The organism is Shinella sp., assembly GCF_049651085.1.
Lineage (GTDB): Bacteria > Pseudomonadota > Alphaproteobacteria > Rhizobiales > Rhizobiaceae > Shinella.
Map to the genome: position 1 here is coordinate 143,024 of NZ_JBASBL010000005.1, position 12,979 is coordinate 156,002.

Here is a 12,979-nt window from a genome sequence, read left to right on the forward strand (position 1 = left end):
AAGGGGTGTTGTGCTTTTCGTTTCAAATAGTTAAGTGTAACCAATGAGTTCCAAGGGTCGCCTTGGGTACGTAATTGGGTACGCACCGGACGATTTGAAGTGGCAAGACCAGCAAAAAGCGACAAGCGATACCTTGAGCAACACGGCGCGAAATGGCGCGTTGTCGTGGCGGTTCCCCGAGACCTCAGGGCAACTTTGGGGGCTTCCAAGCTCAAGCACACTCTCGAAACCGACAGCCTGACGGAAGCCAATCGGCAGAAGTGGGCTGTGGTGGCTGAGTTGCAGGGCCGGATAGAGGTCGCACGAAATCCCCAAGGGAACCCGCAGGACCTCCGCAAGGAAGCGGCGAAGTTGGCGGCGCTCTGCAGGTCCGCGACGACTGAAGATGAAGAGGAAGGCTTGGACGCCTACATCATGCATCGCGTCGAGGAGATTATCGGCAAAGCCGTGGCCACTGACAGGCAGGGGGAGGCCGTCTATGAAGCTGCGAGGGAGAGCGAGGGCAAGCTCTTCGCCGGGATCGCAACAGGCCAGCGAACGCCGATAGATGCACACCGGCAACGCTATCAGTCGCACCTGCGCGTCAAAGGGCGTGGAACTGCGGGTTCTTGCGCTGAACTTGGACACTGGCACTCCGCACGGCAAGCTCATGCTGAACCTTCTTGCTTCCATCGCGCAGTTCGAGCGGGAATTGATGCTGGAGCGCCAGCGGGAAGGGATTGCCAAGGCCAAGGCCGAAGGCAGGTATCAAGGCCGAGCACCTACGGCGCGGCGCAAGAGCGAAGACGTCATCCGCCTAAAGGCTGAGGGGACCAAACCGGATGAGATCGCTGCTCAATTGAAGATGAGCCGGTCCAGCGTGTTTCGCATCCTGCGAAGCTCCTGATGGGCGATGGCTGAGAAATCCCGTTCGTGCCCCTCCCCACATTTTTCCACCTATACCGACCGCATGGTGCACTTGGAGGCAGGGTAATAGTTTCAAAACTCACCAACAGCGGCAATCGATCCGTCATCGTTTAGTAGCCGTGCTCGATAGGGCGTCTTCCCTCTGTCCTTGACGATTTCTCCTGCTCGAATCGCCAGCGCATCAATCTCCTTGAGTTCATTTTCAGTATCTACAAGCTCCAGCAGGAGCTCACGGCAGATAGCGTATGGGTCAACGCCTTGAGCTAGGTTTGCGCAAACTAGGACGTCTAGAATTTCGTCAGTTTGGCAGCAAGTTAGGCTGGCTTGGATGGCATATGACCAGCAGGTTGCATTTGAATACAGAATGAAGGCAACCATCAATGCCGCCAAGTACCGCGTCTCATGATCATTGGAAGTTTCGGCGGCCCCAGCCAATTCTGAAAACACACTCACGTCAATCGATGGGTGATCCAATTTCAATTCGGATAGCCAACGCGCAATCCTAACCTTGAGGCGTGCCTCACTTGCGCGAGTGTCCTCGTCGCTTGCGATAATGTGCGCCATCACCCTTACGGACTCGTCAAAAGCCCCTGAAAACAAAAGCGAGTCTGCTAAGCAGAAGGCGATATTTTCGTCGTATTCAAGCTCAAGAGCCGCACGGTAAGCTGCCGTTGCGCATCGAAATTTTCGAGCAAGAAAACATGCGCCGCCTATTTCGTTTAGGAAGTATGGCGCGGCGAGGTATCTCTTCCAAGCTTTACGGGCTGCATTGAAGGCAGCGATCGCTCTCGCGTACTGTCCATTGTTCGCATACACGTTGCCGAGTGAGTACAGCGCGGCTGCTTTGGATGAGCCGACATGCGCACTTGCGGCGGCCCTGAGAAACCTGTCCAAAGCTTCAGCAATGGCGCCGCGACCCGCACCGGATAGCTGCAAATCAGTGACAAATATCGCGTACGCGTGGTCCTGTTGAGTGTGGAGCCCACACTTGATTGCCAACTCAGCAGCCTCAATTGGGGTCGCCTTGAGGGTCAGGCAAGCGATGTGTGCAAGCTCGCGAGACACGCTATCGGAAATCAAATCAAAACCGAGGCATAGACGAGCGGCAGTAGCCGCACGCTCATGAAAAGCCATTCGTTCCAACACTGCCACCAGTCCGAATGCCAAAAGCTGCGAGACATCCTCGCGCCGGAAGCGTGGGATAGGAATTGCGAGGAAGCCGATTGGATCAAGAGCAATAACCAATTCATCTTCCGTAAAAGAAGCGGTAAGATGGAGTTCTGACGAAGAATGGTTTGTGGAAATAAAGAATGACAGGCCATTGACGGCAGAAGATAATGCCGCTTCCGCGACAAGTTGTTTTCCAAATGGCAAATTATAGCTACCAGACAACGGGAATTTTTCGTTTCGATTTGCTTCCCTGAGTCTACGAAGCTTTATTAGAGTGCCTTCGATTGTAATGGGGGTTCCCGATAGCCATTCAGTCTCGAATGAAACGGTGACCGTTTCTGCGTCGGGTTTGGCTTTTCGGATTGCATTGAAATTCCATGTCCAGAACATACGCTCGGTGCTCGCGCAGTATCTGACAATAATTGAAGGCATTCCGAGTGCGGCAAGATAATCTAGGCGGTCAACTTGAATGATCACTTTTCGCTCGAGTGCGGCATCGTCAGTAGCCTTCAGCTGCACGTAGAACATTAAGCCCGTCGCACAGCCTGCATCATCGAATATCTCCACTTCCAGATCGACGCCATAATCGCGATCCTTCTCACGGCAAACCCATCTCTTGGGTAATGCGACTTTGAAGCGGTCGAACGACTCGTCTTCTAGTTCGTGAGATCGAGTTCGCTTCGGCACGGCAGTCCCCACATCAGTGTTGGAAGGGCTTGTTCAAATTTAGATTGCCGGGGAGCGCGTCGACTCGACCAAGAAGAGAGGTTCCCCGTAACCCATATTTGAAACTAGGACTTTATGGACAGGGTGCGCAAGTTGGGTACGCGGATGGGTACGCAGATCGTTTTAGCTGCCGCTAATTCGAAAATAAAATCAGATCAATAAAATGAAATTTGTCAGGTTTGGTGGAGCTAAGCGGGATCGAACCGCTGACCTCTTGCATGCCATGCAAGCGCTCTCCCAGCTGAGCTATAGCCCCATAACGGGTCCGGCGAGGCCGGTTTCCGGGAACCGAAGCGGCGTTGCCGTTCGATGAGCGGCTTATTACTTGCGGTCCCCGGAGATAGCAAGCCGTAAAATGAAATCCGGCCGATTTTTTTTAAACCGGCCGGAAAATCAAACTCTTATGCTTCGTCTTCGTCACCGGTGACGCCGATGAGGTCGCTCATGTCGTCATCGTCGTCGTCTTCGTCCTGCTCCAGGAACGTGTCGTCGTCGTCGCCGTCGATTTCAACGTCGTCGTCGCCGAGATCCGGCAGGTCGTCGCCGCCTGCTGCGTCCTCGTCGGCCTCTTCGAGCGATACGAGTTCGACTTCCGTGTTCTCCGTATCGACTTCGTTGGGATCCTCTTCCTCTTCCTTTTCAAGGATCGCCGCCGCCGAGGTTTCCTCGAAGAAGGAGAGCGGATAGGACTTGCCCGTATAAGGGGAAACGATCGGATCGCGGTTCAGGTCGTAGAACTTCTTGCCCGTTTCCGGATCGATGCGTTTTGTTCCGAGTTCCGGTTTTACCACTGTCAAAACCTCTAAGGTGCCGTTCGTTTCCGGCGTGGCCGGAATTCCGGCGCGTTGAAGGGGAAAATGATTAGCCGGTCCCCTTAATCGTCTTGCGCAATCCTGTCAAAGCCTAACTTGTGGAGGATGGGTTCCCGGCGTTCGGATGCATGCAGATGGATCGAATCGGGATTGTTTCCGACAGGATGATGACGCTTTAAATCGTTTGTGATAGCAAGCCCGCGTTCTCCCCGGGCGATCCCGCCGGGGAGCCGTGAATTACAAGGAAGACGTCCATGTCGCACGGCGCCAGCGCACGGCCCGCAACTGCCCGCAAATCCTCCGGCCTGTCCGGAACCGTTCGCATCCCTGGCGACAAGTCGATTTCGCACCGCTCCTTCATGTTCGGTGGCCTTGCCAGCGGCGAGACGCGCATCACGGGCCTGCTCGAGGGCGAGGACGTCATCAATACGGGCAAGGCGATGCAGGCCATGGGCGCCAAGATCCGCAAGGAAGGCGACACCTGGATCATCAACGGAGTCGGCAATGGCGCGCTGCTGGCGCCCGAGGCGCCGCTGGATTTCGGCAATGCCGGCACCGGCTGCCGCCTCACTATGGGCCTCGTCGGCGTCTATGATTTCGCCTCCACCTTCATCGGCGACGCGTCGCTGACCAGCCGCCCGATGGGCCGCGTCCTCAATCCGCTGCGCGAAATGGGCGTGCAGGTGACGTCCGCCGACGGCGACCGCCTGCCCGTGACGCTGCGCGGGCCGAAATCCCCGACGCCGATCACCTATCGCGTGCCGATGGCCTCGGCGCAGGTCAAGTCGGCCGTCCTGCTCGCCGGCCTCAACACGCCGGGCATCACCACGGTCATCGAGCCGGTCATGACGCGCGACCATACCGAAAAGATGCTGCAGGGCTTTGGCGCCAACCTCACCGTTGAGACCGATGCGGACGGCGTGCGCACGATCCGGCTCGAAGGCCGCGGCAAGCTGACGGGCCAGGTCATCGACGTGCCGGGTGATCCGTCCTCGACGGCCTTCCCGCTGGTCGCCGCGCTGCTGGTGCCGGGCTCTGATGTCACGATCCTCAACGTCTTGATGAACCCCACCCGCACCGGCCTCATCCTGACGCTGCAGGAAATGGGCGCTGACATCGAGATCCTCAATGCGCGCCTTGCCGGCGGCGAGGACGTGGCGGACCTGCGCGTGCGCTCCTCCGCGCTGAAGGGCGTGACGGTGCCGGAAGATCGTGCGCCGTCGATGATCGACGAATATCCGGTGCTTGCGGTCGCAGCCGCCTTTGCCGAGGGCGCCACCGTCATGAACGGGCTCGAGGAACTGCGCGTCAAGGAAAGCGACCGTCTTTCGGCCGTTGCGGACGGCCTGAAGCTCAATGGCGTCGATTGCGACGAGGGCGAAACCTCGCTCGTCGTGCGCGGGCGCCCGGATGGCAAGGGCCTGGGCAATGCCGCAGGCAGCGCCGTTGCAACCTATCTCGACCACCGCATCGCCATGAGCTTCCTCGTCATGGGGCTGGTTTCGGAACATCCCGTGACGGTGGACGACGCCACCATGATCGCCACGAGCTTCCCCGAATTCATGAGCCTGATGACCGGGCTTGGCGCGAAGATCGAACTTTCCGACGTAAAGGCCGGCTGATGACATTCACGATCGCCATCGATGGTCCCGCTGCTGCCGGCAAGGGCACGCTGTCGCGCCGCATTGCCGAACAATACGGCTTCCATCATCTCGATACGGGCCTGACCTACCGCGCAACGGCCAAGGCGCTCCTCGATCGCGGTCTGCCGCTCGACGACGAGGCCGTTGCCGCTGAAGTGGCGCGGAACCTTGATCTTGCCGGTCTCGACCGCTCGATCCTTTCCGCCCATGCCATCGGCGAGGCGGCATCCAGGATCGCGGTCATGCCGTCCGTGCGCCGCGCGCTGGTCGAGGCGCAGCGCGGCTTTGCGGCGCGCGAGCCCGGCACGGTGCTTGACGGGCGCGATATCGGAACGGTCGTCTGCCCGGCTGCGGCGGTGAAGCTCTATGTGACGGCTTCCCCGGAAGTGCGCGCCAGGCGCCGCCACGATGAAATCCTTGCCGGCGGCGGCGTGGCCGATTTCGAGACGATTCTCGATGATATCCGCCGGCGCGACGAGCGCGATATGGGCCGTGCCGACAGTCCGCTGAAGCCGGCTGACGATGCGCACTTGCTCGATACGTCGGAAATGAGTATAGAGGCGGCGTTTTCGACGGCAAAATCGTTCATCGACGCCGCGCTTAAGCGATCGTAATTCCTGGAAAGCCGCGGAAGCGGTTTTCCGTCCGGAGTTGCACAATATAAGAGCAAAGTCTGTCCCCGCGCCGGATTTGCTGCCCAAGGGCAGCGGACATTGTTTTGCTCTTCATCAACACTAACCCCCGGCGCCCGTGCTCAAGAAGCACACCAGGAGTTTCAATGTCTCAAGCAAACCCCACGCGCGAAGATTTCGCAGCCCTTCTGCAGGAATCCTTCGCCTCTAACGATCTCGCCGAAGGCTATGTTGCCAAGGGTATCGTTACGGCGATCGAAAAGGACGTCGCCATCGTCGACGTCGGCCTCAAGGTCGAAGGTCGCGTTCCGCTGAAGGAATTCGGCGCGAAGTCGAAGGACGGCACGCTGAAGGTCGGCGACGAAGTCGAAGTCTATGTCGAGCGCATCGAAAACGCGCTTGGCGAAGCCGTTCTTTCGCGCGAAAAGGCTCGCCGCGAAGAGAGCTGGGCCAAGCTCGAAGTCAAGTTCGAAGCTGGCGAGCGCGTCGAAGGCGTCATCTTCAACCAGGTCAAGGGTGGCTTCACCGTCGATCTCGACGGCGCCGTTGCCTTCCTGCCGCGTTCGCAGGTCGACATCCGTCCGATCCGCGACGTCACGCCGCTCATGCACAACCCGCAGCCCTTCGAAATCCTCAAGATGGACAAGCGTCGCGGCAACATCGTTGTCTCGCGCCGTACGGTCCTCGAAGAGTCCCGTGCCGAGCAGCGTTCTGAAATCGTTCAGAACCTCGAAGAAGGCCAGGTTGTTGACGGCGTCGTCAAGAACATCACCGATTACGGTGCGTTCGTTGACCTCGGCGGCATCGACGGCCTGCTGCACGTCACCGACATGGCCTGGCGCCGCGTCAACCATCCGTCGGAAATCCTGTCCATTGGCCAGCAGGTCAAGGTTCAGATCATCCGCATCAACCAGGAAACTCACCGCATCTCGCTCGGCATGAAGCAGCTCGAGTCGGATCCGTGGGATGGCATCGGCACGAAGTACCCGACCGGCAAGAAGATCTCCGGTACGGTTACAAACATCACCGACTACGGTGCGTTCGTCGAGCTGGAGCCGGGCATCGAAGGCCTGATCCACATCTCCGAAATGTCCTGGACGAAGAAGAACGTTCACCCCGGCAAGATCCTGTCCACGAGCCAGGAAGTCGACGTGGTCGTTCTCGAAGTCGACCCGACGAAGCGCCGCATCTCGCTCGGTCTCAAGCAGACTCTCGAGAACCCGTGGCAGGCATTCGCGCACAGCCACCCGGCTGGCACGGAAGTCGAAGGCGAAGTCAAGAACAAGACCGAGTTCGGTCTGTTCATCGGCCTCGAAGGCGACGTGGACGGCATGGTGCACCTTTCGGACCTCGACTGGAACCGTCCGGGCGAGCAGGTCATCGAAGAGTTCAACAAGGGCGACGTCGTCAAGGCAGTCGTTCTGGATGTGGACGTCGACAAGGAGCGCATCTCGCTCGGCATCAAGCAGCTCGGCCGCGATGCGGTTGGCGATGCTGCCACGTCCGGCGACCTGCGCAAGAACGCCGTTGTTTCGGCTGAAGTCATCGCAATCAACGATGGCGGCATCGAAGTGAAGCTCGTCAACCACGAAGATCTCACGGCGTTCATCCGCCGCAACGATCTGTCGCGTGACCGTGACGAACAGCGTCCGGAGCGTTTCTCGGTCGGCCAGACCATCGACGCCCGCGTCCTGAGCTTCTCGAAGAAGGATCGCAAGATCCAGCTTTCGATCAAGGCGCTCGAAATCGCTGAAGAGAAGGAAGCAGTCGCACAGTTCGGTTCGTCCGACTCCGGCGCTTCGCTCGGCGACATCCTCGGCGCGGCTTTGAAGAACCGCAACAACGCCGAGTAAGCCTTGCTTGCTTGAAACCAAGAAGCCCGCGGAGAGCGATCTCCGCGGGCTTTTTTCGTTGCGAGATTTTCAGGCTGTCAGGTCCAGTAGTCGCCGAGCTTCTGATAGAAGACGAGGCCGGGTTCCATGACGCCGACCATCTCTGCCGCCTTCTCGCGCCGGCGCGCCATGTCGGCGGTCTCGGGCTCTTCCTCGACGGGTTCGTGGTCCGGGTCGTCGTCCGCCGGCTCGCCGCCTTCCTCGCCCGTCTGGTCGTCGTCCGCTGCCTCGTCCTTTTCCGCCTCGCGGGAATCCGGCCAGACGACATCCTCCTCGGCCGGCAGGTAGGGCACGAAGGCAAGCGGCACGCCCTCGCGCAGCACGGTTGTCGCAAGCAGCTTCTCGGGCGTCGCATCGGCAGCGAGCAGCGTTGCGTCCCGCGCCTGCGGCAGCGGCAGCGCCTCGGCTCGTTCCGTTGCCGGTTGCTGCAGGAGCGATGACGGCGAGGTGGTGTCGGTGCCCAGCTTGCCAGCCTGGGCGGCGGCGAGCTGGGCCGCGTCTTTCGCCTGGGGCAATGGCAGCGCCTCGTCCCCGTCCGCGACGGCACCGTGCAACGCGAGCGGCTGGGCTGCCTGCGGACCCGCCTTGCGGAGCCGCGCCGCGGCCTGGGTATCGCCGCCTTCTTCCGCGCCGTCTTCGATCTGTTCGCGCACGATCAGCGCCAGTTCATCTTCCATTGCCGGATCGAACGGGCGTTCGAGCAGCGTGCGAAGGAAGGTGGCTTCCTCGGGCGAGAGGTTTGCGGCCAGATGGGCGACCGCGCGCATCAGGACAGCGGGGGAAACGTCGCGCGCGACGGCTTCCAGCACGGTGCGGGCCAGCGCCTGTCCGGCGGCATTGGCGCCCTGCATCCTTTCGGGCAGCGCATCGCGCTTCGATGTCGCAACCTGTACGTCCTCGGCATTGCCATTGTGGCGGAGCGCCGCCCGGGGCGCTTCCACGGGCTGCTGGCTGCTCGCCTTGGCGGCCTGTGCCGGGAACTGCGCTTCGGCCGGCAGTCTTGCGCCGGTCAGCGAACGGATCGCGCCGGCCGATGCCTGGCGGTCCGCGCCGCCCTCTGCGGTCTGGCCGGGCAGCGCGCGCGGCTTGCTGTTGCCGTCGAGATCGAAGATACGCTTCAGCGTGGTCTGGAGAAGACGGGCGTCGCCCAGCATCTGCGCCGTCTGCACGGCCTGCTGCGTGCCGTGGCGGCCAACGGCGGCAAGCTGCTGGGCGGTCAGTCCGACCGGCCTTAGCTGGCGCTCCGCGCCTGTGGTGGGAGGGCCGTCGAGGTCGAGATTGGTCGCCAGCATATGGGCGAGTTTCAGGGCTTCCGGCCCGTTCGGATTGCGCACGATCTCGATGAGGCTGCGTGTCGACATGGCAGAGAGTACGGTGCCGATGAGTTTTTCGACGCTCGGGCGAAGCTCCGGCGGCAGCTTGGCGATGATGTCGGCGAGCTTGCGGGCGTTTTCGCCCTCCCGGCCGGGCATGGTCTTCAACGCGGAAAGCAGCGTTTCGAGCAGGTCGCGGCCTGCTGTGGCCTCTGTCGTGCGCGGCATGTGCTTCAGCATGGTCTCGATGAGACGTAGCAGCACCTCGGCCTTGAGATTGGCGAGCGCGGCGGCGGACAATTGCGGCCTGGCGGCGGCATCGGCAGAAACGCTCGCCTGGGGGAGGGGCTGCATTATCCCGCTCGTCGTTGCCACACGCTGCAGCATGCCCGCCTCCTGTCCGTCATCGCCGATGCCATCCGCATCGCAAGGCCTGCCAATGTTCCATCGTCCGTCGGATGGCGCATCATGCGCGACGCTGCAAGGTGATGAGCTTTCGGTCCGTTGAACCGGCAGTCATGCGAGAGGCGGCAGGGTAGACCGGCAAAGCACTGGACTGCGAACTGTGCCGGACGGGAACCCCGTTACTCCGAACAATCTCCTAGCCTTACAAATGGCATTTTATGGTTAACCAAATGCTAACGGTTGCTGAAAACCCTCGCATACGCAGTATCCGGGGGGGGCGAAATTTCCGGTCAATCACGCCTCTTGCCCCTTATGCTCGGCTCGCGTAAATCTTGCCGGCACTGTTGGCCGGCGGTGGTTTGTGGGCTGCGGATGCGGCGGAGACCCTTGATGAACCTCACCAACCTCATCCTCAATACCGACAGCTACAAGTTCAGCCACTATCTGCAATATCCGCCGGAGACCCGGGCCATTTCCTCCTATGTCGAGGCACGCGGCCATTCCGATCACGCGGAGGTGCTGTTCTACGGCCTGCAGATGTTCCTCAAGGAATATCTGTCGAAACCGGTGACGATGGCGGATGTGGACGAGGCCGAGGCTTTCGTCACGGCGCACGGCCTGCCGTTCAACCGGGAAGGCTGGACGCATATCGTCAAGACGCATGGGGGCTTCCTGCCGCTCCTCATCGAGGCGCTGCCGGAAGGCACGCTGGTGCGGCGCGGCGTGCCGGTCGTGCAGGTCGTCAATACCGATCCTGCCTGCTACTGGCTGGCTTCCTATATTGAGACCGCGCTGTTGCGGGCCATCTGGTATCCGAGCACGGTCGCCTCCAACTCGCGCAAGGTGAAGCAGATCATCCAGCCGATCCTGGAAAAGACCTGCGACGATCCGGCCGCGGTCCTGCCTTTCCGCCTGCACGATTTCGGCGCGCGCGGCACGAGCAGTTTCGAGCAGGCGGGCATCGGCGGCAGCGCGCATCTCGTCAATTTCATGGGCACGGATACGATGAGCGCGGTGCTCTATGCCCGCCGCTACTACGGCGCGGAAATGGCCGGCTTCTCGATCCCGGCGTCCGAGCACTCGACCATGACCTCCTGGGGGCAGGAGCGTGAGGCAGAAGCCTACGGCAACATGATCGACAAGTTCGGCAGCAAGGGCCTCTATGCCGTGGTCTCCGACAGCTACGACATCAACAATGCCGTTGCGGAGATCTGGGGCAAGCAGCTCAAGGCGCGGGTGCAGACCGCCGGCGGCACGCTCGTCGTCAGGCCGGACAGCGGCGATCCGGTGGAAACGCCGGTGCAGGTCGTGCGCCAGCTCGCCTATGCCTTCGGCACGCACCTCAACGCCAAGGGCTACAAGGTGCTCGACAACAGCGTGCGCGTCATCCAGGGCGACGGCATCTCGCCGGCCGATATCGGCCTCATTCTCGGCCGGCTGGAGGCCTTCGGCTTTTCCGCCGAAAACATCGCCTTCGGCATGGGCGCGGGGCTGCTGCAGCGGGTCAACCGCGACACCTATTCCTTCGCCATGAAGGCCAATGCCCGGCAGGACATGGCCGGCGTCTGGCACGATGTATACAAGCGTCCGGCCACCATGAACCTCAAGGCCTCGAAGGCCGGCCGGCAGGCGGTGGTCGAAAGCTACAGCGGCCTCGAAGGCGCACGTATCGACCAGCTCGCAGGCCGCGAAAACCGGCTGCAACCGGTCTGGCGCGACGGCACGCTTCTTGTCGACTGGACCTTCGAACAGGTGCGCGCCCGCGCCGCCTGATGCTCTTGCGATCGGGCGTTTGCCGCTCCATCTTGTATCCATGACTGGAGACGAGAGATGACGGTTCGTCCACCGCAGGCGCTCGCCCCTTCCTTCACGAAGGAGACGGGGCTCAATATCCTCGAATACGAACTGATGTCTGAGCGGGCTGACTCGCTCGGCCGGCACGGACTGAAGGTGGAGAAGGCGCTGGCGTTGCTGTCCGAGCGCCTTGCCGCGGGCTGCGGCGTAGCGGAACGCGAAGACCTTCTCAACGATGCCGCCGACAAGGTCTGGGCCTTCTTCATCACACGGGAAATGTGCGGCCTGCGCAGCCAGAAAGACGCGATCCGCCGCTACGCCATTCCCCCTGAAGTCATGGCAAGGCTCGGCATCGTCCGTAAAAAGCCGTAGCCGTCAGGCGACGAGCTGGCGGGTGATGAGATCGTAGATACCGTTGTCGTCGACGCGCAGCGCGAAGATGTCCTTCTTCGCCTCTTCGCGTTCCTGCTGCTCGCGTATGCTTGCCGCATCGAGGTTGTGAAGCGCCTCGCCGCTGGTTTCGGCAGGAGCATCCTTGTTCGCGGACTGGTCCTCGCCGGATTTCGCGGCTGCCATTTCGGAGGCTTCCGTCGCCTCGGCGCCGGCGGCCAGGAGCTGGATCGTGTCGAGCGCGTCGACAGGTTTCTTGCCGTCTGCCCGGCCCGTTGTCGCGTCGTCATGGGCACGGCCGACGGCGTCCTGAAGCGCCTTTATGTCTTCAAGCTTTTCGCCTGCTTCCAGGTCGCGGATCGTTTCCTCGCGCTCTCCACGGGTTTGCGCGTCCTCGATCCGCGTCGGGTCGCGCCTGGTGCGCTCGAGCTTCAATTCCTCGATCGTCTTCGGGTTCGCCGTGTCCTCGAGCCGGGCGAGGATTTTTCGCATTTCCGGCGTCAGCGCCTTTTCCTCGCTGGCCTTCTCGGCCAGCGCTTCCTTCACGCGCTCGGCTTCGGCACCGTAGGGATTGCGGATCGCGGCGATGAGGTCGGCGGCCTTGAGGCCGAGATCTGACAGGCCGGATTTCTCTTCCAGCGTCGTGACGTCTGTCGGCAGTTCGCCGCGCTGACGCGTCAGCATGGTGGAGAGGCGCAGCTCGAAGTCGGCATCCGCCTCGTTCTCGCCCGGCAGGACGCCCGTCGTCAGGGCGAGGCGGGCGACGAGATTGGCGGCGGCATCGTCCGAGGGGCCGCTCATCGCCTCCTTTACGGCCGACAGCGTCGTACCGAGCGAGCGGAGCGAGACGCTGAGCGTGCTGCCCTTGCCCGGCAGTCTGACGGCATCGACGAGGGTGAGCCTGTCGGCGAGGCGCTGGGCGAAGGCGCGAGTGTTCTCACCCTCCTGTTGGGCGATGCCGAGCGTATCGCTGAACCGCGAGATGAGCTTGGCGAGCGTATCGGCGCCGCGGGAATTGCTGCCGAAGAAATGTTCGTTGATGCGGGCATTGGCCTGGCGCGCGGTATCGTCCGATTGCAGGTGCGTCTGCTCGCGGGTGTCGTCGTTCTTGCGCCCGCTCGCCTTTTCCGCGTCTTCGCGGCGGCGATCCTCAAGCGTCTCAACGATCGACTGCATTGCCGAAACGGCGGCAGTGGACTGTGCGCTTTGCAAGGGTGTCAGCATGGCAATCTCCGGTCTTGCCGGAAGGATAATGCCGATGCTGTTAACCGAGCGTTAAGCCTGTTTGCGCCCGAT

The 12,979-nt window shown here is 61.4% G+C and carries 9 protein-coding genes, 1 tRNA gene and 2 pseudogenes; 7 read left to right on the forward strand and 5 right to left on the reverse strand.

Features of this window, described 5'->3' with window-relative positions:
- Nucleotides 1–99: 99 nt before the first annotated feature.
- A pseudogene (locus tag WA950_RS02940) lies at nucleotides 100–294 on the forward strand (DUF6538 domain-containing protein); the annotation flags it as partial.
- 286 nt (nucleotides 295–580) lie between these two features.
- Nucleotides 581–886: pseudogene (locus WA950_RS02945) on the forward strand (recombinase family protein); the annotation flags it as partial.
- Nucleotides 887–978: 92 nt separating this feature from the next.
- Here WA950_RS02945 and WA950_RS02950 read toward each other — a convergent pair.
- From WA950_RS02950 to WA950_RS02960, 3 genes are all read right to left on the reverse strand, one after another.
- The gene (locus WA950_RS02950) at nucleotides 979–2,763 is read right to left on the reverse strand and encodes a DUF4365 domain-containing protein (protein WP_424550183.1); all 1,785 of its coding nucleotides are present in this window, start codon (nucleotides 2,761–2,763) and stop codon (nucleotides 979–981) included.
- Between the two features lie 219 nt (nucleotides 2,764–2,982).
- Nucleotides 2,983–3,058, reverse strand: a tRNA-Ala gene (locus WA950_RS02955).
- A 145-nt stretch (nucleotides 3,059–3,203) separates the two neighbouring features.
- Nucleotides 3,204–3,593: a TIGR02300 family protein gene (locus WA950_RS02960; protein WP_424550184.1), complete on the reverse strand. Its 390-nt coding sequence runs from the start codon at nucleotides 3,591–3,593 to the stop codon at nucleotides 3,204–3,206.
- 275 nt (nucleotides 3,594–3,868) lie between these two features.
- Here WA950_RS02960 and aroA point away from each other — a divergent pair, with 275 nt between their 5' ends.
- From aroA to rpsA, 3 genes are all read left to right on the forward strand, one after another.
- A complete protein-coding gene (aroA, locus tag WA950_RS02965; protein ID WP_424550185.1) occupies nucleotides 3,869–5,236 on the forward strand; it encodes a 3-phosphoshikimate 1-carboxyvinyltransferase in 1,368 nt (455 codons plus the stop codon).
- On the forward strand, nucleotides 5,236–5,871 hold the full coding sequence (gene cmk / locus WA950_RS02970) for a (d)CMP kinase (protein WP_424550186.1): 636 nt from the start codon (nucleotides 5,236–5,238) through the stop codon (nucleotides 5,869–5,871). Before aroA ends, cmk begins: the two co-directional genes overlap by 1 nt.
- Before the next feature lie 164 nt (nucleotides 5,872–6,035).
- Nucleotides 6,036–7,742 (forward strand): 30S ribosomal protein S1, encoded by a 1,707-nt coding sequence (rpsA, locus tag WA950_RS02975; protein WP_424550187.1) that lies wholly within the window; start codon nucleotides 6,036–6,038, stop codon nucleotides 7,740–7,742.
- Between the two features lie 77 nt (nucleotides 7,743–7,819).
- Here the strand turns inward: rpsA and WA950_RS02980 are convergent, their stop codons facing one another.
- Nucleotides 7,820–9,481, reverse strand: a complete 1,662-nt coding sequence (locus WA950_RS02980; protein WP_424550188.1) for a hypothetical protein — start codon at nucleotides 9,479–9,481, stop codon at nucleotides 7,820–7,822.
- 408 nt (nucleotides 9,482–9,889) lie between these two features.
- Between WA950_RS02980 and WA950_RS02985 the strand changes: the two genes are divergently transcribed.
- Both WA950_RS02985 and WA950_RS02990 read left to right on the forward strand, forming a co-directional pair.
- Nucleotides 9,890–11,272: a nicotinate phosphoribosyltransferase gene (locus WA950_RS02985; protein WP_424550189.1), complete on the forward strand. Its 1,383-nt coding sequence runs from the start codon at nucleotides 9,890–9,892 to the stop codon at nucleotides 11,270–11,272.
- 57 nt (nucleotides 11,273–11,329) lie between these two features.
- Nucleotides 11,330–11,665, forward strand: a complete 336-nt coding sequence (locus WA950_RS02990) for a DUF6665 family protein (protein ID WP_424550190.1) — start codon at nucleotides 11,330–11,332, stop codon at nucleotides 11,663–11,665.
- Nucleotides 11,666–11,668: 3 nt separating this feature from the next.
- Here the strand turns inward: WA950_RS02990 and WA950_RS02995 are convergent, their stop codons facing one another.
- Nucleotides 11,669–12,907: a hypothetical protein gene (locus WA950_RS02995; RefSeq protein WP_424550191.1), complete on the reverse strand. Its 1,239-nt coding sequence runs from the start codon at nucleotides 12,905–12,907 to the stop codon at nucleotides 11,669–11,671.
- Between the last annotated feature and the right edge of the window lie 72 nt (nucleotides 12,908–12,979).

What these genes read in the sequence shown, in the direction of transcription:
- aroA (WP_424550185.1), top strand. Translation starts at nt 3,869, where the DNA reads ATGTCGCACGGCGCCAGCGCACGGCCCGCAACTGCCCGCAAATCCTCC.
- cmk (WP_424550186.1), top strand. Translation starts at nt 5,236, where the DNA reads ATGACATTCACGATCGCCATCGATGGTCCCGCTGCTGCCGGCAAGGGC.
- rpsA (WP_424550187.1), top strand. Translation starts at nt 6,036, where the DNA reads ATGTCTCAAGCAAACCCCACGCGCGAAGATTTCGCAGCCCTTCTGCAG.
- WA950_RS02980 (WP_424550188.1), bottom strand. Translation starts at nt 9,481, where the DNA reads ATGCTGCAGCGTGTGGCAACGACGAGCGGGATAATGCAGCCCCTCCCC.
- WA950_RS02985 (WP_424550189.1), top strand. Translation starts at nt 9,890, where the DNA reads ATGAACCTCACCAACCTCATCCTCAATACCGACAGCTACAAGTTCAGC.
- WA950_RS02990 (WP_424550190.1), top strand. Translation starts at nt 11,330, where the DNA reads ATGACGGTTCGTCCACCGCAGGCGCTCGCCCCTTCCTTCACGAAGGAG.
- WA950_RS02995 (WP_424550191.1), bottom strand. Translation starts at nt 12,907, where the DNA reads ATGCTGACACCCTTGCAAAGCGCACAGTCCACTGCCGCCGTTTCGGCA.